The organism is Rhizobium sp. CIAT894 (assembly GCF_000172795.2).
Taxonomy (GTDB): Bacteria; Pseudomonadota; Alphaproteobacteria; order Rhizobiales; family Rhizobiaceae; genus Rhizobium.
On the sequence record NZ_CP020947.1, the window covers coordinates 3,985,001 to 4,004,840 of the forward strand.

Genomic DNA, 19,840 nt, shown 5'->3' on the forward strand with positions numbered 1-19,840 from the left:
GCCGCGTGTCTATGACGGCATCTACCGCGCAGCCCTTTCCTACGGCATGACCAAGGATATGACGGCGCTGATCATCAAACTGCTTGCCAGCAATGTCGATTTCCAAGCGCAGCTGCGGCCGACAGACAGTCTCGAGGCCTTCTTCTCCGTCGCCGACAGCGCCGGTCAGGCGACCGAGGATTCCGAACTGCTCTACGTCAATGCCCGTTTCGGCGATACGCAGACGCGCTTCTACCGCTTCCAGGATCCCGACGACGGCACGGTCGATTATTTCGACGAGAGCGGCAAGAGCATCCGTCAGTTCCTGCTGCGTAATCCGGTTCCGAACGGCATCTTCAAATCGGGCTTCGGCATGCGCCGCCACCCGATCCTCGGTTTTGCCCGCATGCACACCGGCGTCGATTGGGCAGCACCCCGCGGCACCGCAATCATTGCCGCCGGCAACGGCACGGTCGAAAAAGCCGGCTGGGATTCCGGCGGTTACGGCAATCAGACGATCATCCGTCATGCCAACGGCTACGAATCCTCCTACAATCACCAGAGCGCCATCGCCAAAGGCGTCATCCCCGGCGCCAAGATCCGCCAGGGTCAGGTGATCGGCTGGGTCGGCACGACAGGCGAGTCCACCGGACCGCACCTGCACTACGAGCTGATCGTCAACGGCACCAAAGTCGATCCGTTGCGCATCCGCCTGCCAGGCGGCAAGTCGCTGCAGGGCGAAGCGCTGGCGAAATTCGAGGACGAGCGCAAGCGCATCGATACGCTGCTGAACAACCAGACGTCGGATCAGGTAGCGAGCAAGTAGTCTCGAGCCGATGTTCCTCGTCGTCATCTCGCCCGCTAACGAAAAATGGCGGCCGAAGCCGCCATTTCTGATGCATCCGGCACACCGGTTTATGCCGCTTCGCTCACGGTCTGCTTCGTCCTGAACTGCAGCCGGTCCGAACCGCTCGTCACCTTCACCGTCGAACCGTCCGGCACCTGGCCGGACAGGATCTGCTCGGCCAGCGGATCCTGCACGAACTTCTGGATCACCCGCTTCAGCGGCCTTGCGCCGTAGACCGGATCGTAACCCTTGTTCGCCAGCCAGTGACGGGCTTCCTCGTCGAGGTCGATGACGATCTTGCGTTCGGACAGCAGCGCCACCAGCCGCTTCAGCTGGATATCGACGATCGCGCCCATCTCCTCACGCTTCAGGCGGTGGAAGAGGATGATCTCATCGATCCGGTTCAGGAATTCCGGCCGGAAATGCCCGCGCACGACCTCCATCACCTGCTCGCGAACCGTGTCGCTGTCGTCGCCGTCTCTCAACTGCGTCAGATATTCGGCGCCGAGGTTCGACGTCATGATGATCATCGTGTTGCGGAAGTCGACGGTGCGGCCCTGGCCATCCGTCAGGCGGCCGTCATCCAGCACCTGCAGCAAGATGTTGAAAACGTCCGGATGCGCCTTTTCGATCTCGTCGAACAGCACGACCTGATAGGGCCGGCGGCGCACCGCTTCCGTCAACGCTCCGCCTTCGTCGTAACCGACATAGCCGGGAGGCGCGCCGATCAGCCGGGCAACGGAGTGTTTTTCCATATATTCCGACATGTCCATGCGCACCATCGCCGTCTCGTCGTCGAAGAGGAAGCGAGCCAGCGCCTTGGTGAGCTCCGTCTTGCCGACGCCGGTCGGGCCGAGAAAGATGAACGAACCGATCGGCCGGTTCGGATCCTGCAGCCCGGCACGGGCCCGGCGAACGGCGCGCGACACGGCCTGAACGGCATCGCCCTGGCCGATCACCGATTTCGCCAGCTCGTCTTCCATCCGAAGCAGCTTGTCGCGTTCTCCTTCCAGCATCTTGTCGACCGGAATGCCGGTCCAACGGGAAACGACATGGGCGATATTGTCGGGGGTTACCACCTCCTGCACCATCGCGCCGCGTTCGCCATCCTGCTTCTCGGCGTCGACGAGCTGCTTTTCCAGATCCGGAATAACGCCATAGGTCAGCTCGCCGGCGCGCTGGAATTCACCCTTGCGCTGGGCGATCGCCAGTTCGTTGCGAGCATCGTCGAGCTGTTTCTTGAGATCGGCGGCCAGACCGAGCTTCTGCTTTTCCGCCTGCCAGCGGGCCGTCAGCGCATCGGCTTCCTCTTCGAGGTCGGTCAGTTCGGTCTCCAGCCGCTTCAGCCGGTCGGCGGAGGCAACATCGGTTTCCTTCTTCAGCGCCTCACGCTCGATTTTCAGCTGGATGATGCGGCGGTCGAGTTCGTCGAGCTCTTCCGGCTTGGAATCCACCTGCATGCGCAACCGCGCCGCTGCCTCGTCCATCAGGTCGATCGCCTTGTCGGGCAGGAAACGGTCGGTGATATAGCGGTTGGAAAGCGTCGCAGCCGCCACCAGCGCCGCATCGGCGATACGCACCTTGTGATGCTGCTCGTATTTTTCCTTCAGGCCGCGCAGGATCGAGATCGTGTCTTCGACCGTCGGTTCGTCGACCACGACGGGCTGGAAGCGACGGGCAAGGGCCGGATCCTTCTCGACATGTTTGCGATATTCGTCGAGCGTGGTCGCACCGACGCAATGCAGCTCACCGCGGGCAAGAGCGGGCTTCAGAAGGTTGGATGCGTCCATCGCCCCATCGGCCTTGCCGGCGCCGACCAGCGTGTGCATCTCATCGATGAACAGGATGATCTCGCCGTTCTCGGCCTGGACCTCGTTGAGCACGGCCTTCAGCCGCTCCTCGAATTCGCCGCGGTATTTCGCACCGGCAATCAGCGCGCCCATATCGAGCGCCATCAGCTTCTTGTCCTTGAGCGATTCCGGCACGTCGCCATTGACGATGCGCAGCGCCAGCCCCTCGACGATCGCCGTCTTGCCGACGCCGGGTTCACCGATCAGCACGGGATTGTTCTTGGTGCGGCGGGAAAGCACCTGGATCGTACGGCGGATTTCGTCGTCGCGGCCGATCACCGGATCGAGCTTGCCTTCGCGGGCTTCGGCGGTGAGATCGCGGGCAAACTTCTTCAGCGAATCGAAACCCTGTTCGGCATTGGAGGAATCCGCCGTCCGCCCCTTGCGAATGTCGTTGATGACTTGATTGAGGCCCTGAGCCGTCACGCCTGCGTTCTTCAGCGTCGAGAAAGTCGAGGCCGAGGATTCGATCGCCAACGCCTGCAGCAGGCGCTCGACCGTGACGAAGCTGTCGCCGGCCTTCTTTGCCGCCTCTTCGGCGGTCGAAAGCACTTTGGCGAGCGGCTGGGCCAGATAGATATTGCCGTTACCACCGGAAATTTTCGGCAATTTGGCAAGGGCCGCGTCATTGGCCAGGCGGGCAGCCTTGGCGTCGCCGCCGGCGCGCTCGATCAGCGACGCCGCCATGCCCTGATCGTCGTCGAGCAGGACTTTCAGCACATGTTCGGGCGTGAACTGCTGGTGACCCTGCGCCAGCGCATAGGTCTGCGCCGACTGGATGAAACCGCGCACCCGCTCGGAATATTTCTCGATATTCATATTCTACCTCCTGGATCGCCCTGCCCTGACGAGGCACAGACCGATGATTGAGATCGACCCCCTGAAAAGGCAGGCCGCGCTTGGCCCGTCTGGAATTTGGGCGAAGCAGTCGTGGAGAATATGGTAGCCTGTTCTGCGAGTTTAAAGAGCTGATAAAACGAAAATCCCCGGCGCGAGGCCGGGGATTTTCGTTGCAATTCTAACAGATGGCATGAACCTCGCGCCTCCGGGAAGGAGACGCCGGATCCTCATTCCGATGCTGCTTCCGCCAGCACGGGCGCTTCGGCAGAAGCACCCTCGCCTTCGCCGGCGGCTTCCCCTTCTGCGCCGCGACGCGGGCGACGGGGACGGCTGCCGGTGCTGCGGCGGCGGGGCTGGCGTTCGCGCGGCTGACCGCCGGAGCCTTCCTCGTCCATGGCGACTTCGGCCGGAATGCCTTCGATCTCCGGCTGCGGACCAGTTCCGTCGATGACCTCGGCCTGGGGCGCCACCGGCGCCGGGGCGGGAGCCGGCTGAGGCTGGGGCTGCGACTCAGGTCGCGGCCGCGGCTGATGCTGCCTGTTCTGCGGCGGCTGGACGACGACGACATCATCACCGTCATTGTCGTTGTTATCGATCTCGTCGCCGTCGCGATCCGCGGCGTCATTGTATTCGCCGCGATCGTCGCGCTGGAAACGTTCCTGCATCTGCGCCTGGGCGCTGGCAATGATACGATTGTAGTGTTCGGCGTGCTGGAGATAATTCTCGGCAATCACGCGGTCACCGGAGCTTTGAGCGTCACGGGCAAGCTGCGCGTATTTTTCGGCGATATGCTGGGCAGTGCCGCGAATCTTCACATCGGGGCCGGAGCTGTCATAGGTTCGGGTCAGCGGATTGCCGCCCTTGCGGTTGAAATTGTTGTTATTGTTATTTCCGCCGCCGCCGCCGTTGTTATTATTGTTGCCACGCCCTCGACCGCGCTTGTTCTGCTGTCCTGGCCTCATAGATCGTTCACCTGAATTCTCTGTTTGTGATGGATACATGGCACCAACCGCCATGACCGAAAAGCGGGTCAGGACCTTTGTGCCGCGAGCATACTGCGCCTTTGCGCCGACCTGCCGCTTGGTTTCAAGTCAGATTGACTGATTCACGCATTGGGTCGTGTTCAACCGTTGAAACTCTCGTTTAAAAGAGCGGACCCCCGAGGCAAACCAAGTACCGAACGAATCTCGTTCATTCCTATCTGCCCAACACGTGACCGCAACCTATATTGCTTCCCTGGGAAATCCAAGCCTTTTCTTCGCAATAACAATAATGTCCTGTTCGATGCAGCAATTATCGCCTGTCACGCGAGCGCGAAAACGAGCACCCTGTCGTTCTGACCATAATCTTTTACGGATTTGAGGCACTTGAAGCCTTTCGCTTCGAAGATCGCCGTCACATCGTTTCGCTGGTCGTAGCCGATTTCCAGTCCGACGACCCCGTTGGGCCGCATGAACCTTGCCGCATCCTTGGCTATGGCTTTGTAAGCGTCAAGCCCATCCGGGCCGCCATCCAGCGCTGCAACCGGATCAAATTTCGTCACTTCGGGAGCGAGATCGTGAATAACATTGGAAGCAATATAGGGCGGATTTGAGACAATCACGTGAAAGGAACCCTCGATGCTCTCGAACCATCTCGACTGTATGGCCTCAAAACGATCCTGTAGTCCGTTTCTTTCTGCATTCGATCTTGCCGTCTGAAGTGCATCCGCCGATATGTCGCTGCCGACACCTGACGCCTGGGGACACTCGCTCAAAAGCGCAAGGCATATCGCCCCGGTCCCGGTTCCCATGTCAAGGATATGGAGATCGTCGTACCCCTTTGCAAGGTCCCTGAGACAGGCAAGCACCGTATCAACCAGGATTTCCGTATCCGGCCGCGGCTCCAGCGTTTCCGCCGAAAGCCGTAACGGCAGCCCATAGAATTCCCGCTCGCCGAGAATGCGATGCACCGGCTCGTGGCCGAGGCGCCGTTCCACCGCCTTGAAAATCTCCTCGGCCTGCTCGGCAGAAAGCCGCGCAGCCGATCGCGTCAACAGCTCGGTCGACGACAGCTTCAAAAGACCTGCGACAAGCAGCCGCGCATCGGTCGCCGGATCGACGATGCCTGCTTCGGTGAAGCGGCGGCGCGCCTCGGCAAGCGCGTCGGCGACCGTCGAGCTCATTGCTGCTCGCCGAGCTGCGCCAGCTGGCTGGCCTGGTAATCGGCCATCAGCGCATCGACGACCTCCTCGATTTCGCCTTCCATCATCCGATCGAGCTTGTAGAGCGTCAGATTGATACGATGGTCCGTCACCCGCCCCTGCGGGAAATTATAGGTGCGGATACGTTCCGAGCGGTCGCCGGAGCCGACCTGGCTCTTGCGGTCGGCCGAGCGCTCGCTGTCGGCCCTCTGCCGCTCGGCATCATAGAGCCTGGAGCGCAGCACCTGCATCGCCTTGGCGCGGTTCTGGTGCTGCGATTTTTCCGAGCTGGTGACGACGATGCCGCTCGGCAGATGGGTGATGCGCACCGCTGAGTCCGTCGTATTGACGTGCTGGCCGCCGGCACCCGAAGAGCGCATCGTGTCGATGCGTATATCTTCCGGCCGGATCTCGATGTCGATCTCCTCGGCCTCCGGCAGCACCGCCACCGTTGCGGCGGACGTATGGATGCGCCCGCCCGCCTCGGTTTCCGGCACACGCTGCACGCGGTGCACGCCGGATTCGAATTTCAGCTTGGCGAAAACGCCCCTGCCGGTGATCGTCGCGATGATTTCCTTGTAGCCGCCGGCTTCGCCCTCGCTCGCCGAGAGCACCTCCACCTTCCAGCTCTTTTCGGAGGCAAACCGCTCGTACATGCGAAAGAGATCGCCGGCAAAAAGCGCGGCTTCCGATCCGCCCGTGCCGGCGCGGATTTCGAGGATGGCGCTCTTTTCGTCGGCTGCATCCTTCGGCAGAAGCAGGATCTGCATCTCCTGCTCCAGCGCCTCGATCTGCTCCTTCACCTCAGGCAGTTCCAGCTCGGCGAGGTCGCGCATCTCGCGGTCGACCGATTTGTCCTCGAGCAGCGTTTCAAGATCGCCAAGCTCGGCGATCGCCTTCTCATAGGCGCGGATCTTCGTGACGACAGGCTGCAGCTCGGAATATTCGGATGCCAGCTTCACATAGACGTCGGCGGCGGGACCGGCCGACATACGCGCTTCGATCTCGCCGAAACGGCGTTCCAGCTCGCGCATCTTTTCAACGGGAAGCTTCGCCACCCTTCACTCCGATTCTTCTTATATCTGTCTAAAGGGGAATATTGTGGCTTTCGGCGAAGCGGGCAAGCACCTCGCGCATCGGCATCATGGCGTGGACATCGTCCAGCACCTCGTCCATCGCCTTCGTCAGCGCCCCGACATCGAGCCCGAGGAGCATTGCCTTCACCGGTCCGATCGAGGCCGGCGACATGGAGATCGAGCGGAAGCCGAGGCCGAGCAGCGCCATCGCCGAGATCGGTTTGCTGGCGAGTTCGCCGCAGAGCGTTACCGGGGTCTTGTTCCGATCCGCCCCCCGCACGATATCGCGCAGGATGCGCAAAAACGGTTTGCCGAGTGGATCGAAGCGGTCCGAGACCCGCGCATTGCCGCGATCGACCGCCATCGAGAACTGGAAAAGATCGTTCGAACCAACCGAGACGAAATCGACCGCCTCCATCAGCTCATCGAGCTGCCAGAGCAGTGCAGGCACCTCCAGCATCGCCCCGAATTGCAGCTTGCGCGGCAGCCCGTGGCCGAAGCGCGAGAGATGCTGCACTTCCTTCTGCAACAGCTCGCGCACCGTCTTCAGCTCGGAAACCTCGGTCACCATCGGCACCATCAGCTTCAGCTCGGTGCCGGCCGATGCCTTCAAGAGGGCGCGCAACTGGGTGCGCAACAATCCCGGCCGGTCGAGCGACAGCCGGATGGCGCGCCAGCCGAGTGCGGGATTTTCTTCCTCATGGCCACGGAAATACGGCACGACCTTGTCGCCGCCGATATCGAGCGTGCGGAAGGTGACGGGACGGCCGGCAGCCTGCTTTATCACATTGCGATAGAACTGCTCCTGCTCCTCCGCCTTCGGCATGGTAGAGGCAATCATGAACTGCAGTTCGGTGCGAAACAGGCCGATGCCCTCCGCGCCCGATTCCGAAAGCTGCGGCAGGTCGACCAGCAGTCCCGCATTCATCATCAGCGCGATCCGCTGACCATCCCTGGTCACCGGCTCGACGGCGCGCAGCGCCCTGAACTGTTCCTGCCGCCTGGCGCGGAAGCGCACCTTTTCCTCGTAGGAACGCCGGTGATCGGTCATCGGCCGCAAATGCACATGTCCCTCGTCGGCATCGATGATGACAGCATCGCCGTTCTCGGCGAGCGCCACCACACCGGCTGCCTGGCCGATGACCGGAATGCCCATGGCGCGGGCGACGATCACCACATGGCTCGTCACCGCGCCTTCTTCCAGCACCAGCCCGCGCACATTGGCGCGGGGATAATCGAGCAGTTCGGCCGCCCCCATGGCGCGTGCCAGGATGATCGCATCGCTGGGGAAACCTTCGGCGGTCGTCCGCCCGGTATAACCCGTCAGCTGCCGGAGCAGCCGGTTCGCCAGATCCTCGAAATCATGCATGCGTTCGCGCAGATAGGGGTCGGTCAGCCGCATCATGCGGGCCTTGGTGTCGCTCTGCACCTTTTCGACCGCCGCTTCCGCCGTCAGGCCGTTGCGGATCGCCTCCTCGAGTTTGCGCACCCAGCCCTGGTCATGCGCGAACATGCGATAGGTTTCGAGCACCTCGCGATGTTCGCCTTCCATCGACACGTCGCGGCGCGACAGCATGTCGTCGATCGAGATCCGGAGCGAGCCCATGGCTTCGGCAAGCCGCCGGATTTCCTTCTCGGCATCCTCGTTCAGCAGGTTGGTGACGACGATGCGCGGTTCGTGCAGCACGACGTAACCAAGGCCGATACCGTCATTATAGGTGTCGCCGTCGATCGTCACCGATCGTGTCAGGTCGAGTTCGAGGCCCGGCTTGGTGATCTTCTTGAGTTCGCCGGTGGCGATCATCTCGGCAAGCACCATCGCCGTCGTTTCGAGCGCTTCCACCTCCTCGTCGCGATAATTGCGGCTTGCCTTGTTCTGCACGACGAGAACGCCGAGCGAGCGCCCGGTTCTCAAGATCGGCACGCCGAGGAAGGAATGGTAGATTTCTTCGCCCGTTTCCGGCAGGTAGCGGAAGGCCGGATGCGACTGCGCGTCGGACAGGTTCAGCGGCTGCGCCGAAGCGGCGATCGTGCCGACGAGGCCCTGCCCCATCTTCAGCTGTGCCAGATGCACGGCTTCACGGTTGAGACCTTCGGTCGCATAGAGTTCAAGCACGCCATCGGCGCGCAACACGTAGACGGAGCAGACTTCCGCCACCATGTTGCCGGCGATCTGGCGGACGATCCGGTCAAGCCGATCCTGCGGCTCCAGCGGCTCTGCCATCAACTCGCGCAGCCGCCTGAGCAGCACGCGCGGACCGCCGGAAAGGTCTCTCATGGCGTCTCAAGCTCCCGAAACAACGCACTCAGTCCCGGCAGGCCTGCCTTCGTCTCCTCAACCTGAAGGGGCAGGCCGCCCGCTGGGAATCAATTCTTATCCAGACCGTAGCAGGAATGCAAAGTCCTGACAGCGAGTTCTGCATAGGGACCATCGATCAGGATGGAAATCTTGATCTCGGAGGTGGTGATCGCCTTGATGTTGATGCCTTTTTCAGCAAGTGCACGAAATGCGGTGGCAGCAACGCCTGCATGGCTGCGCATGCCGATGCCGATGACCGACACTTTCACCAGCCCCGATTCGTTCTGCACGACGTCGTAGCCGATCTTCTCCTTATGGTCGCCGAGCACCTTGATCGCCTTCTCGACGTCGCCCGACGGCACGGTGAAGGTCATGTCGGTCTTCGAGCCGTCCTCGGAGATGTTCTGGACAATCATGTCGACATTGATGTGGGATTCGGCGAGCGGTCCGAAGATCGCCGCGGAAACGCCCGGCCGGTCAGCAAGACGGCGAAGCGAGATCTGAGCCTCATCCTTGGCATAGGCGATGCCGGTGACTACTTCCTGTTCCACGATTTCATCCTCGTCACAAATCAGCGTTCCGGGCGGGTTTAGCAGATCGCCCATGCCCGGAGCATCGGGATCTTCGAATGACGAGCGCACGAAGGTACGCACCTTGTGCACCATGGCAAGCTCGACCGAGCGCACCTGCAGCACCTTGGCGCCGAGCGAGGCCATCTCGAGCATTTCCTCGAAGGCGATCTTCTTCAGCCGGCGCGCCTTCGGCACGATGCGCGGGTCGGTCGTATAAACGCCGTCGACATCGGTATAGATATCGCAGCGATCCGCTTTGACAGCAGCCGCGATGGCGACGGCCGACGTATCCGATCCGCCGCGCCCGAGCGTGGCCAGGCGGTTGTCCGGCCCCAATCCCTGGAAGCCGGCGATGACGGCGACCTGCCCCTCGCCCATGCGTTTGATGATGTCGGAGCCGTCAATCTCCAGGATCCGCGCCGCGCCATGCGCGTTGTCGGTGCGGATCGGGATCTGCCAACCCTGCCAGGAACGCGCATTGATATCCATCGCCTGCAAGGCGATCGCCAGCAGCCCCGAGGTCACCTGCTCGCCGGAGGCGACCACCGCATCATATTCCCGCGCATCGTAAAACGGCGAATTGGCGCCGATCACCTTCGGCATGCCCTGCACCCAGCCGACCAGCTCATTGGTCTTGCCGGACATCGCCGACACCACCACCGCCACCTCGTGACCGGCATCGACTTCGCGTTTCACATGGCGGGCAACGTTCTTGATGCGGTCCAGGTCAGCGACGGACGTGCCGCCGAATTTCATTACGATGCGTGCCATATGCCTCTACCACGACTGGCGCCGGAAATCGGAAACCCGACCCGGCATCACGAAAGCTCTGGGGCGGACCGCTTGGCGAAAGAGCCGGACTCCCAATTTCTGGAACCGCTCTAAAAGCCCAGGCCCTGAAGGCCCCAAGTTGCGGGGTCTCTTAGCGAGTTTGGCGGGGGGAGGCAAGCACACGATATAAAGCAATTGCCGAGCGCCTCCACGCTCGTCGCTCCTTGATACCCACGCCCCTTGACTTATGGCCCCGATCGTCCGACTTCACATCTCACGAACGCAAGGAGAGGACGATGACCGAAACCGCCAGAAGCACGATCGACCAGGGCGAAGTGGACCGCTTCTCGGCGATGGCGGCGGAATGGTGGAGCCCGACCGGCAAGTTCAAGCCGCTGCACAAGTTCAATCCCGTCCGCCTCGCCTATATCAGAGACAAGGCCTGCGAGAATTTCGGCCGTGATCCGAAAAGCGCGCGCCCGCTCGAGGGGCTGCGCGTGCTCGATATCGGCTGCGGCGGCGGCCTGTTGTCCGAACCTGTCGCCCGCATGGGGGCCACCGTCACCGGCGCCGATCCCTCCGAAAAGAATATCGGCATCGCCTCGACCCATGCCAAGGCCTCCGGCGTTTCGGTCGACTACCGCGCCGTCACCGCCGAGGAACTGGCGGACGCCGGCGAAACCTTCGATATCGTCCTGAACATGGAAGTGGTCGAACATGTCGCCGACGTCGAATTCTTCATGACGACCTGCGCAAAAATGGTCCGCCCCGGCGGCCTGATCTTCGTTGCCACCATCAATCGTACGATGAAGGCGGCAGCGCTTGCCATCTTCGCCGCCGAGAACATCCTGCGCTGGCTGCCGCGCGGCACCCACCAGTATGAAAAGCTGGTGCGCCCGGAAGAGCTGGAAAAGCCATTGACGGCAAGCGGCCTCGAGATCACCGACCGCACCGGCGTCTTTTTCAATCCGCTGTCGAACCAGTGGAATCTGTCCAAGGATATGGACGTCAATTATATGCTGCTGGCGAAGCGCAGGGTGTAGAGCAACGTCCTTGCGCCCGGAAAATTGTGATAAGGTGATCGGGTCATCCGAAGGGAAAACCGATGGGCGAAGCCGCAAAAGTTACCGTTACCCTCGAGCCTCGTCTCGAAGAATATGTGCGCGACGAGGTCGCCCGCGGCGCCTATAAATCGAGCAGCGACTATATCGAAAGTGTGCTCCGCGAGCGCTACGATGATGATCGACGCATTCACGAACTGGAAGACGAGTTACAAAAGGGCATCGACGATCTGGAAGCAGGACAAGTCATGTCCCTCGACGAGGCGTTTGACAGTGTCTACGCGGAACTTGGTCTGGACAAGCTCCGCACCCGATGAAGGTTGTTTTTCCCGAGCTGCCCGCGCCGATCTGCTCACAATTGGCCGGTATATTCTTGAACAAAATCCGGCACGCGCTTTGCCATTCATGGACGAGTTGCACTCCGCATGTGTGGAGATCGCAGACATGCCGCGTGCCTTTGTCGAACCGCGGTTGCCACGACTGACAGGGGTTCGCAGGCGTCTTTTCGGAAACTATCTAATCTTCTATCGAATTGAGGATTCGACCGTCCAAGTGATGCGCATCCTCCATGGCGCGCGCGATTACGTCCGCATCCTTCGACGGATGACTTGAAATCTTAATTCACATCCTCGGGCAGCACCGGAATGGCGGCAATCTCGATGCCCTCTTCCACAAGCGCCTGCGCCTCGTCCACTGTCGCCTGGCCGATAATGCCGCGGGCATCCGCCTCACCGTAATGGATCTTGCGAGCTTCCTCGGGAAACTTGGTGCCGACATCCTCGGAATTGGCCTTGACGGCCGCGACCGCCTCTTTCAGTTTTTGCAGAGCCTCCTGGCGCATGGCGTCCATCGCCAGCGTCTGTCTCTCGTCCTTCTTGCGCGCCGTCGATACCGAAGGCGCCATCAGCAGCTTGGAGACGGCAGCGGAATGGCAGACCGGACAGGTGAGGAACCCCGTCGCGACCTGACGGTCGAAATCGGCGCTTTCAGAAAACCAGCCTTCGAATTCATGGGCATTGTCACAGGTGAGGGAATAGCGGATCAAGCGGCCACGCCTCCGGCGACTGCCCCGGCAATCTTTTCGACCGAAAATTCCCGGCCATTCCTCAGGTTCGGGACCTTGTCATGCGCAGCCTTGACCGCGGCAGGGTCGATCTCGGCGATGATGATCGCCTCGCCGGTCGCCCCGGCCGAGGCCAGCACCGTGCCCCAGGGATCGATGATCATCGAATGGCCGAAGGTCTCCCGGCCGTCCTCGTGTCGCCCATCCTCGTGCCGGCCGGCCTGCGCGGCGGCAATGACGAAGACGCCGTTCTCGATCGCGCGGGCTCTGAGCAGGATCTCCCAATGCGCCTCGCCGGTCTGCTTGGTGAACGCGGCGGGAACCGTCATCACCTCGGCGCCGGCAATCGCCTGGGCGCGAAAGAGTGCGGGAAAGCGCACGTCGTAGCAGATCGCAAAGCCCATTTCGGCAAAGGGCAGCGACAGCACGCGCGCCTCCGAGCCTGCGGTATAGGCGGCACTTTCGCGCCAGCTCTCGCCATTGTCGAGGTCGACGTCGAACATATGGATTTTGTCGTAGCGATTAAGAATCCTGCCGTCGGGGCCGAACAGAAAACCGCGATTGGCGATCTTGCCATCGGCAAGCGCGATCGCCGTCGAGCCGACATGCATGTGGATGCCGAATTCGGCGGCAAGCTCGGAGCCGGTCTTGACGATGATATCATGCGCCTCGTCGGCGAGCACGGCACGCGCCGCCGCGCGGTCGCGCTGCAGCATGCCGGTCATCTCGGGCGTTTGCACATAGGTCGCGCCCTCTGCGGCCGCCTCGCGCACCAGCCGCGCCATGGCGGCGGCGTTCTTCGCCGGATCGACCCCGGAACACATCTGGATGGCGGCGGCCTTGAAGCTCATCGGCTCGTCCTCAGGCCGCCAGCATCGGATCGAGCTTGCCGGCCCGATCGAGCGCAAACAGATCGTCGCAACCGCCGACATGATCGGCGCCGATGAAGATCTGCGGAAAAGTGGTGCGTCCGTTCGACTTGCCGATCATCTCCTGGCGCAGATCCGGCGAGTAGGTGGCGTCGTGCTCGACATAGTCGACGCCCTTTTCTTCGAGCAGGGACTTGGCGCGGCTGCAATAACCGCAAAACTGCCGTGTATAGATGGTGACGGGTATCATGATCTCTCCAGACCGATGCCGGGTATTTCTGTCATATAGGCTCGGACAGAGCCCTTGCAAAGGTCAAAACCGTGATCTCGGCCGCCCCCGCCTTGCGCAATGTCCGGCTTGCAGCGGCGACCGTCGCCCCTGTTGTATAGACGTCGTCGACAAGCACGATGCGCTTGCCGAAAATGTCGTTTTCGCGCCCCTTGGCAACCGCGAAAGCGCCCCTGACATTGTCCTCGCGCGCCTTCGCGCCAAGGCCGACCTGCTGGCTGGTGCGCTTGACGCGGACAAGCGTGGCGGCAAGCAGCGGCTTGCCCGAAAGCCTTGCCATATGGCGGGCAAGCTCGGCGGCCTGATTGAACTTGCGCGTCAGCATGCGGGTGCTGTGCAGCGGCACCGGGATCAGCGCATCGCAGCTTTCGACCGTCCCGTCGGACGCGCGCAGCATCCAGGCGGACATCATCGGCACCAGATCGGTGCGATCGCGATATTTCAGCCCATGAACGAGATCGCGAACCGCATGGTCGTGGATCGCAGCCGACCGCAGCCGATCGAAGGGCGGCGGGTGGGCGATCGCCTCGGCGCTGAGAATGCCGGCGCCGAGATCGTGCGAGAAGGGGACGCCGAGCACCTCGCAATAAGGCCGCTCGATGAAGCGGATGCCGGACCAGCATTTCGCACAGAGCCCGCGATGGCCGCCGGTCGAAATGCCGCAGACCGAACAGGCCGGTGGATAAAAGAAATCGGCAAGTGCCGAAAACGGCCGCAAGAGATGCGCCCGCAAGACCTTTGATGGACTTTCGAAATCGATCGGCCCCATGCCGGCAAGGCTAACGCATAATCTCGAAAAGGAAAATCGTCTTGCCGCTTAAACCGCGCGGGACTAAGGACATCGCCATGGAAACGATTTTCGACAAGGCCCGGATCGCCGCGCATCGCCATCGCGCGCTTGTCAACAACGACCCGAAAGCCGCCTTCCTGCTCGATATCGCAGCTGAAGAAATGGCCGAGCGGCTTGCAGTCGTCGAGCGGACCTTCGAGACGGCTGTCGAACTGCATGGCGCAACGGGTGCTGCCGCCCGTGCCGCGCTGGCAACGGGCAAGATCGGCACGATGATCCGCGTTGAGAGCGAGAGGGCCTATGCGATCCCGGGAGAGGCCCTGATCGAGGCGCCGCTCGAGGACGTGCCGCTCGAACCGCAATCGGCCAATCTCATCCTTGCGCCCCTCAGCCTGCATCTGACCAACGACACGCCGGGCGTCTTCATCCAGATCCGCCGCGCTCTGAAGCCGGACGGCCTGTTCATGGCTGCGATCCCCGGCGCAGGCACGCTGCAGGAATTGCGCGACGTGCTGCTGGCCACCGAGGCCGAATTGACAGGCGGCGCAAGCCCGCGCGTCATCCCCTTTGCCGATGTGCGCGATGTCGGCAGCCTCATGCAGCGCGCCGGCTTCGCGCTGCCGGTGATCGATGCGGAAAACTATACGGTGCGATATGATTCGCTCTTTCCGCTGATGCGGGATCTGAGAGCCATGGGCATGAGCAATCCGCTTGCAGCCCGCGGCCGTGCGCTCACGCGCGCCTTCTTCCTGCGTGCAGCCGAAATTTACGCCGAGCGCTACGCCGATCCCGACGGGCGCATCCGCGCGACCTTCTCGATCATCTATGTCTCGGGATGGGCGCCGCACGAGAGTCAGCAAAAGCCGCTCAAGCCCGGTTCGGCCAAGGCGCGCCTTGCCGATGCGCTGAAGGTGGACGAGCACAAGCTCAGACAGTAACGGCCGGCTGCTTGTTCAATTCGCCGGCAGATTGTTGCCTATCGAGTTGAAAATCCCCTGCAGGCTGCCGGAGAAAATTCCAAGAGCGGAGACGATTGCGCCACCAACGAGTGCGGCGATGAGACCGTATTCGATCGCCGTCGCACCTCTGTTATCTGCAAGACATGCTTTTAAAAGACGCATTACCCCAACCCCTAGAGCATGTCGCGCAAAAGTGTGCCGCGGTTTTGCGATAACGACATGCGTAAAAACAAAGACCTAAAGCGCGAGGAGCGAATCTGAAAGATCGCGACGCGCTTTAGCGCGAACTGACAGCAAACGACCATTCCACGACCATCGGGCGATGGCCAGCATTTTTCAGCAACCGGCGCCGACACCGTAGCCCTGGACGACGCAGACCGAGCCGGGCGTATCCTGGAGGACACTGCGGCGGATCGTATAACGCTTGCCGCTTTCGGTCTTCGGGATTGATCCTGTTGTCATCGTATCGAATTCAGCCGGCGCGCTGGCAAAGACGCTTTTCTTCGAGGAATCCGCAAGCATCGGCGTCAGGATGAGTGTCAGCGCCACCACCGCTGTGCCGAACAGAAGGGCGATATTGAGCGCACCCGTCCTGCGCGAGGCAGACGAAACCCGTTCCTTTTCCCGGACAGCTTTCCAGAAATCATCGTCCATGACGTCAAGCCTTTTAATACACGCACGCCAGATGCTTGATTGAGGCCGATCTTTGGCAGAAGGTGTTAAACGATCCATTAATATCCACAGCCGAAAACGGCGTGGCGCGACAATAATCAGGTAACGCTAATGCATGTCGCCTGGAAGTGTGCCGCAGTTCCAGGATAACGACATGCAATAAAATAAAGATTTAAAGCGCTTCGCACGAATCGAGGTCAATGAGACGCGCTTTAAAGCAAATCCTGCAGCATCGGGATCAGCGGCTCGTCGGCCGGCGGCATAGGGTAATCGCGCAGCGCCTGCGGACGCACCCATTTCAATGCCTGGCCCTCGCGGCCCTGCGGAATGCCCTCGTAGCGCCGGCAGATATAAAGCGGCATCAAAAGGTGGAAGGTCTCGTAAGAGTGGCTGGCGAAGGTCAGCGGCGCGAGGCAGGCGATCTTCGTCTTGATGCCGAGCTCTTCCTCGAGTTCACGCACCAGCGTTTCCTCCGGCGTCTCGCCAGGCTCGACCTTGCCGCCGGGAAACTCCCACAACCCGGCCAGCGACTTTCCCTCGGGACGCTGTGCCAAGAGGATACGCCCGTCGGCATCGATCAACGCACAGGCGGCGACCAACAATATCTTCCGGCCATTGCACTGTATGAGAGGCTCGCTCATCGCGGCTCCTGCTGCCAATAGCAATAATGATAGGCGTCGCGAAAACCGAGCCGTTCGTAGAGTGCGATGGCCGGACGGTTGGACAGCTTCACCTGCAGCCAGGCCGAGCGGGCACTGCGCATGCGCGCCCAGCGCAGCGCCGAAGTCAGGATCTCGGTGCCGAGTCCCTCGCGCCGCCGCGTCTCGGAGACCGAAAGCGACATGATGCCGGCAAGGTCGTTGTCCTGGACGCAGAGCACGGTCGCCAGCGGACCATCCGCGGCATTCTCGATCATGAACAGGCCCGACGGCGGCTTGATCGCCGAAATGATTTCGGCAAGCGCCGGCTTCAAGCTCAGCGGCGCCCGCTCGACGGCGAGGTTGGCGTCGACGAAACGGCCGACATCATGGGTCGGCAGGTGATCGAGCGTATCCGGCAGCTCGGCCTCGGCGAGGTCGCAGGTCATCACGACAGTCTCGTCGAACCGCGTCCAGTTCTGGGCGCTGAGAAGCTCGATCAGCACCGGCGAAGCAAGCGGCGTCTGGCGCACCACGGCGGCGCGGCCGTAGGCCTCGAATTTCCGGCTTGCCTTTTCCAGGCGGATTTCGACGTCGCGGTGATCCGACGGATCGAGCGGCACGATGGAATTCAGCCGGTTGGACGGGTGGCCGGCCGTCAGCCGCACCTGCCAGCTGCCGTCATATTGCACGGATGCCGCCGGCCAGGCGCGGAAGCCGACGGCCTCCAGCCTGCGCACCAGCGGCAGATTATGTTGGGAAATGGATGCCTGCGCCAATGACCGATCAGCTCCGATAGTCGCCATTGATCGCAACATATTCCTTGGTGAGGTCGCAGGTCCAGACGGTTGCGGTGCCGGCGCCGAGGCCGATATCGACTTTGACGGGGATATCCTGCGCCTTCATGACGTCAGAGGCGGCCTGCTCGGAATAATCCGGGTCGCGCTCGCCATTGACGGCGACCCTGACATCGCCGAACCAGATGGTAAGCCGGTCGCGGTCGGCCATCTCGCCCGATTTGCCGACGGCCATGACGATGCGGCCCCAATTGGCGTCTTCGCCGGCGGCTGCCGTCTTGACCAGTGGCGAATTGGCGATCGACAGCGCAATGCGTTTGGCGGCGGCATCGCTTTCGGCACCCGCTACGGTGATTTCGAGCATCTTCGTCGCGCCCTCGCCGTCGCGAACAACCTGCAGCGACAGATCCTTCAACACTTCGTTGAGGGCCGCGCGGAAGGCAGCAAGGCGCGGATCGTCGGCGCGTTCGATGCGGGCCTGGCCGTCCTCGGCCGCAGCCCCCGTCGCAAACAGCATCAGCGTATCGGAGGTGGAGGTGTCGCTGTCGACGGTCATGGAATTGAAGGTCGGGCCGACGCCGTCGGACAGCAGCGCCTGCAGCGCAGCCGGCGCGATATCGGCATCGGTGACGACGAAGGAGAGCATCGTCGCCATGTCGGGCGCGATCATGCCGGCGCCCTTGGCGATCCCGTTGATCGTGACAGCGACGCCGCCGATCTCGGCGCTGCGGGTCGAAACCTTCGGATAGGTGTCGGTCGTCATGATGGCCTTGGCAGCTTCGAACCAGAAATCGCCGGTCGCTTCAGCCTGCATCTTGTCCAGGACGCCTGAGAACTTGGTGGCATCGAGCGGCTCGCCGATGACGCCGGTCGAAGCAAGGTAGACTTCGTTTTCACCGCAGCCGACGGCAGCCGCAGCCGACTTCGCCGTCAGCGCGGTCGCCTGGCGGCCCTTCAGGCCAGTGAAGGCATTGGCATTGCCTGAGTTGACGACGACGGCGCGAGCGCTGCCATGGGGAAGGTTCGCGCGGCAGAAATCGACCGGCGCCGACGGGCACTTGGAGCGGGTGAAAACGCCGGCGACGGCGGCCGGTCTGTCGAAGACCATCATCAGCACGTCGGTACGGTTCTTATACTTGATGCCGGCAGAGGCCGTCGCCATACGCACGCCGCGCAGCGACGGCATCGAGACGAAGGATTTCGGAGCGAGCGGAGAGACGGAACCGGACATGATGCGACACCTGCTAAAGAGCATTTCCAGGCGAAAGGGACACCGGTTCGCCTCCGGAAATGCGACAACAACGATGATAGTGAAGGGCCCGGAAGAACCGGGCCCAGATGCGATTATTACTGCTTCGGTGCCGGCGCGGCGGGCTCGCTGCCCGGCTCCGGCTGCTTGTTGGCCTGGTCGTAACCCTTGCGCAGCGTCTCGTCGGTGATATCGATCTTGGCCGAGGCCTTCGCCTTGTTCAGAAGCTCAAGATACTTGTCGCGCATGACGAGCTGACGAACCTGATCCTGCACCTGCTCGAAGGGCGGCGGCGGGGCGTCGCGCTTATCCTCGACCTTGATGACGTGATAGCCGAAATCGGTTTTAACAGGTGTCTTGGAATAGGTGCCCTTCTCAAGCGCGAAGGCTGCGTCCTCGAATTCCTTGACCATGCGGCCGCGCGAGAAATAGCCGAGATCGCCGCCTTCCGACTTGTTCGGATCGGTGGATTTTTCCTTGGCGAGTTCGGCGAAATCCTTGCCGGCGTCGAGCTGCTTGATGATGTCCTTGGCTTCGTCCTCGGTCTTGACGAGGATATGACGGGCGTGGACTTCTTCCTGTTTCGGCAGGGCGGCGACTTCCTTGTCGTAGCGGGCCTTGACTTCTTCAGGCGTCACGATGTCGACGACATGCTTCTTGAAGTAGGCGTTGTGCAGCTCGCGGTCGGTGAGATACTGCATACGCTTCTTGAATTCGTCGGTCTGGTCGAGCTTCTCGGCCGCAGCGTCGGCGGCCAGCAGCTTCACGTCGATGGCGGCGGAAAGGGCTGCGACCTTCTTCTGGTCATCGGGAAGCTGTGCCAGCTGCGGGTCGAGATTGGCGACCGCGAGGTCGAGTTCCGACTGGTGAATTTCCAGATTGCCGACCTTGGCGATGACGGCGTCATCGGCATAGGCCGGGGCCTGGAGCGCAACAAAAGTTGCAAACGCCAGAACGGCAAGCTTGTTGGTGCTCAACATGAAATACCCTTCAAAGTTACATCGCCGGCTTCAGCATCCTCTGAATCCAGCCCAAAA

21 protein-coding genes (1 of these 21 only partly in view) are annotated in these 19,840 nt (G+C 61.8%); 5 read left to right on the plus strand and 16 right to left on the minus strand.

All coding sequences use genetic code 11. The features are described 5' to 3' along the window. Positions 1-805, plus strand: the final stretch of a protein-coding gene (locus tag RHEC894_RS19550) for a M23 family metallopeptidase (RefSeq protein ID WP_085738512.1). 1,136 nt of this gene lie to the left of the window's left edge; the window shows 805 of its 1,941 coding nt (coding positions 1,137-1,941); its start codon lies beyond the left edge, outside the window; its stop codon occupies positions 803-805. A gap of 89 nt (positions 806-894) precedes the next feature. Here RHEC894_RS19550 and clpB read toward each other — a convergent pair whose 3' ends face one another. From clpB to RHEC894_RS19580, 6 genes are all read right to left on the minus strand, one after another. After that, complete coding sequence (gene clpB / locus RHEC894_RS19555; protein ID WP_085738513.1) at positions 895-3,495, minus strand: ATP-dependent chaperone ClpB; 2,601 nt, start codon at positions 3,493-3,495, stop codon at positions 895-897. 248 nt (positions 3,496-3,743) lie between these two features. Beyond that, on the minus strand, positions 3,744-4,478 hold the full coding sequence (locus RHEC894_RS19560; RefSeq protein WP_085738514.1) for a DUF4167 domain-containing protein: 735 nt from the start codon (positions 4,476-4,478) through the stop codon (positions 3,744-3,746). 341 nt (positions 4,479-4,819) lie between these two features. Further along, positions 4,820-5,680 (minus strand): peptide chain release factor N(5)-glutamine methyltransferase, encoded by an 861-nt coding sequence (gene prmC / locus RHEC894_RS19565; RefSeq protein WP_085738515.1) that lies wholly within the window; start codon positions 5,678-5,680, stop codon positions 4,820-4,822. Further along, positions 5,677-6,756 carry a peptide chain release factor 1 gene (prfA, locus tag RHEC894_RS19570; protein WP_085738516.1) on the minus strand — a complete coding sequence of 360 codons (1,080 nt, stop codon included), beginning with the start codon at positions 6,754-6,756 and terminating at the stop codon, positions 5,677-5,679. Before prfA ends, prmC begins: the two co-directional genes overlap by 4 nt. A 28-nt stretch (positions 6,757-6,784) precedes the next feature. Continuing rightward, positions 6,785-9,052, minus strand: coding sequence for a phosphoenolpyruvate--protein phosphotransferase (gene ptsP / locus RHEC894_RS19575; protein ID WP_085738517.1), 2,268 nt, complete (start codon positions 9,050-9,052; stop codon positions 6,785-6,787). Between the two features lie 89 nt (positions 9,053-9,141). Beyond that, positions 9,142-10,416, minus strand: coding sequence for an aspartate kinase (locus tag RHEC894_RS19580; protein ID WP_085738518.1), 1,275 nt, complete (start codon positions 10,414-10,416; stop codon positions 9,142-9,144). Between the two features lie 296 nt (positions 10,417-10,712). Here RHEC894_RS19580 and ubiG point away from each other — a divergent pair, with 296 nt between their 5' ends. From ubiG to RHEC894_RS19595, 3 genes are all read left to right on the plus strand, one after another. Then, positions 10,713-11,459, plus strand: a complete 747-nt coding sequence (gene ubiG / locus RHEC894_RS19585) for a bifunctional 2-polyprenyl-6-hydroxyphenol methylase/3-demethylubiquinol 3-O-methyltransferase UbiG (RefSeq protein WP_085738519.1) — start codon at positions 10,713-10,715, stop codon at positions 11,457-11,459. A 62-nt stretch (positions 11,460-11,521) separates the two neighbouring features. Then, positions 11,522-11,794: a type II toxin-antitoxin system ParD family antitoxin gene (locus RHEC894_RS19590; RefSeq protein WP_085738520.1), complete on the plus strand. Its 273-nt coding sequence runs from the start codon at positions 11,522-11,524 to the stop codon at positions 11,792-11,794. Next, positions 11,751-12,089, plus strand: coding sequence for a type II toxin-antitoxin system RelE/ParE family toxin (locus RHEC894_RS19595; protein WP_348630126.1), 339 nt, complete (start codon positions 11,751-11,753; stop codon positions 12,087-12,089). Before RHEC894_RS19590 ends, RHEC894_RS19595 begins: the two co-directional genes overlap by 44 nt. Positions 12,090-12,093: 4 nt before the next feature. Here the strand turns inward: RHEC894_RS19595 and RHEC894_RS19600 are convergent, their stop codons facing one another. From RHEC894_RS19600 to RHEC894_RS19615, 4 genes are read right to left on the minus strand one after another with little or no spacing between them, the layout of a single operon-like run. Further along, positions 12,094-12,522 carry a DUF1178 family protein gene (locus RHEC894_RS19600; protein WP_085738522.1) on the minus strand — a complete coding sequence of 143 codons (429 nt, stop codon included), beginning with the start codon at positions 12,520-12,522 and terminating at the stop codon, positions 12,094-12,096. Beyond that, on the minus strand, positions 12,519-13,391 hold the full coding sequence (locus RHEC894_RS19605; protein ID WP_085738523.1) for a carbon-nitrogen hydrolase family protein: 873 nt from the start codon (positions 13,389-13,391) through the stop codon (positions 12,519-12,521). Before RHEC894_RS19605 ends, RHEC894_RS19600 begins: the two co-directional genes overlap by 4 nt. A 10-nt stretch (positions 13,392-13,401) precedes the next feature. Beyond that, positions 13,402-13,659: a glutaredoxin 3 gene (gene grxC / locus RHEC894_RS19610; RefSeq protein ID WP_085738524.1), complete on the minus strand. Its 258-nt coding sequence runs from the start codon at positions 13,657-13,659 to the stop codon at positions 13,402-13,404. A 31-nt stretch (positions 13,660-13,690) separates the two neighbouring features. Beyond that, a complete protein-coding gene (locus tag RHEC894_RS19615) occupies positions 13,691-14,467 on the minus strand; it encodes a ComF family protein (RefSeq protein ID WP_085738525.1) in 777 nt (258 codons plus the stop codon). A gap of 77 nt (positions 14,468-14,544) precedes the next feature. On the opposite strand from RHEC894_RS19615, the gene RHEC894_RS19620 reads away from it, so the two are divergent. Then, positions 14,545-15,426: a methyltransferase domain-containing protein gene (locus RHEC894_RS19620; RefSeq protein ID WP_085739062.1), complete on the plus strand. Its 882-nt coding sequence runs from the start codon at positions 14,545-14,547 to the stop codon at positions 15,424-15,426. A 15-nt stretch (positions 15,427-15,441) separates the two neighbouring features. On the opposite strand, the gene RHEC894_RS19625 is transcribed toward RHEC894_RS19620, so the two are convergent. The 6 genes from RHEC894_RS19625 to RHEC894_RS19650 all read right to left on the minus strand — a co-directional run bounded on the left by RHEC894_RS19625 (position 15,442) and on the right by RHEC894_RS19650 (position 19,783). Then, positions 15,442-15,609 carry a Flp family type IVb pilin gene (locus RHEC894_RS19625; protein ID WP_085738526.1) on the minus strand — a complete coding sequence of 56 codons (168 nt, stop codon included), beginning with the start codon at positions 15,607-15,609 and terminating at the stop codon, positions 15,442-15,444. A 174-nt stretch (positions 15,610-15,783) separates the two neighbouring features. Beyond that, a complete protein-coding gene (locus RHEC894_RS19630; protein WP_085738527.1) occupies positions 15,784-16,101 on the minus strand; it encodes a hypothetical protein in 318 nt (105 codons plus the stop codon). A gap of 230 nt (positions 16,102-16,331) precedes the next feature. Beyond that, entirely contained in the window at positions 16,332-16,760 is a 429-nt protein-coding gene (gene mutT / locus RHEC894_RS19635; protein WP_003590017.1) for an 8-oxo-dGTP diphosphatase MutT, read from the minus strand. After that, entirely contained in the window at positions 16,757-17,563 is an 807-nt protein-coding gene (locus RHEC894_RS19640; protein ID WP_085738528.1) for a GNAT family N-acetyltransferase, read from the minus strand. Before RHEC894_RS19640 ends, mutT begins: the two co-directional genes overlap by 4 nt. Then, positions 17,544-18,785 carry a bifunctional glutamate N-acetyltransferase/amino-acid acetyltransferase ArgJ gene (gene argJ / locus RHEC894_RS19645; protein WP_085738529.1) on the minus strand — a complete coding sequence of 414 codons (1,242 nt, stop codon included), beginning with the start codon at positions 18,783-18,785 and terminating at the stop codon, positions 17,544-17,546. The genes RHEC894_RS19640 and argJ overlap by 20 nt, the downstream gene beginning before the upstream one ends. A gap of 116 nt (positions 18,786-18,901) precedes the next feature. Continuing rightward, positions 18,902-19,783, minus strand: a complete 882-nt coding sequence (locus RHEC894_RS19650) for a peptidylprolyl isomerase (protein ID WP_085738530.1) — start codon at positions 19,781-19,783, stop codon at positions 18,902-18,904. Positions 19,784-19,840 lie beyond the last annotated feature (57 nt).

Coding starts and splice junctions, on each gene's coding strand:
- clpB (WP_085738513.1), bottom strand. CDS start 3,495: ATGAATATCGAGAAATATTCCGAGCGGGTGCGCGGTTTCATCCAGTCG.
- RHEC894_RS19560 (WP_085738514.1), bottom strand. CDS start 4,478: ATGAGGCCAGGACAGCAGAACAAGCGCGGTCGAGGGCGTGGCAACAAT.
- prmC (WP_085738515.1), bottom strand. CDS start 5,680: ATGAGCTCGACGGTCGCCGACGCGCTTGCCGAGGCGCGCCGCCGCTTC.
- ptsP (WP_085738517.1), bottom strand. CDS start 9,052: ATGAGAGACCTTTCCGGCGGTCCGCGCGTGCTGCTCAGGCGGCTGCGC.
- RHEC894_RS19580 (WP_085738518.1), bottom strand. CDS start 10,416: ATGGCACGCATCGTAATGAAATTCGGCGGCACGTCCGTCGCTGACCTG.
- ubiG (WP_085738519.1), top strand. CDS start 10,713: ATGACCGAAACCGCCAGAAGCACGATCGACCAGGGCGAAGTGGACCGC.
- RHEC894_RS19590 (WP_085738520.1), top strand. CDS start 11,522: ATGGGCGAAGCCGCAAAAGTTACCGTTACCCTCGAGCCTCGTCTCGAA.
- RHEC894_RS19605 (WP_085738523.1), bottom strand. CDS start 13,391: ATGAGCTTCAAGGCCGCCGCCATCCAGATGTGTTCCGGGGTCGATCCG.
- grxC (WP_085738524.1), bottom strand. CDS start 13,659: ATGATACCCGTCACCATCTATACACGGCAGTTTTGCGGTTATTGCAGC.
- RHEC894_RS19615 (WP_085738525.1), bottom strand. CDS start 14,467: ATGGGGCCGATCGATTTCGAAAGTCCATCAAAGGTCTTGCGGGCGCAT.
- RHEC894_RS19620 (WP_085739062.1), top strand. CDS start 14,545: ATGGAAACGATTTTCGACAAGGCCCGGATCGCCGCGCATCGCCATCGC.
- RHEC894_RS19625 (WP_085738526.1), bottom strand. CDS start 15,609: ATGCGTCTTTTAAAAGCATGTCTTGCAGATAACAGAGGTGCGACGGCG.
- RHEC894_RS19630 (WP_085738527.1), bottom strand. CDS start 16,101: ATGGACGATGATTTCTGGAAAGCTGTCCGGGAAAAGGAACGGGTTTCG.
- mutT (WP_003590017.1), bottom strand. CDS start 16,760: ATGAGCGAGCCTCTCATACAGTGCAATGGCCGGAAGATATTGTTGGTC.
- RHEC894_RS19640 (WP_085738528.1), bottom strand. CDS start 17,563: ATGGCGACTATCGGAGCTGATCGGTCATTGGCGCAGGCATCCATTTCC.
- argJ (WP_085738529.1), bottom strand. CDS start 18,785: ATGTCCGGTTCCGTCTCTCCGCTCGCTCCGAAATCCTTCGTCTCGATG.
- RHEC894_RS19650 (WP_085738530.1), bottom strand. CDS start 19,783: ATGTTGAGCACCAACAAGCTTGCCGTTCTGGCGTTTGCAACTTTTGTT.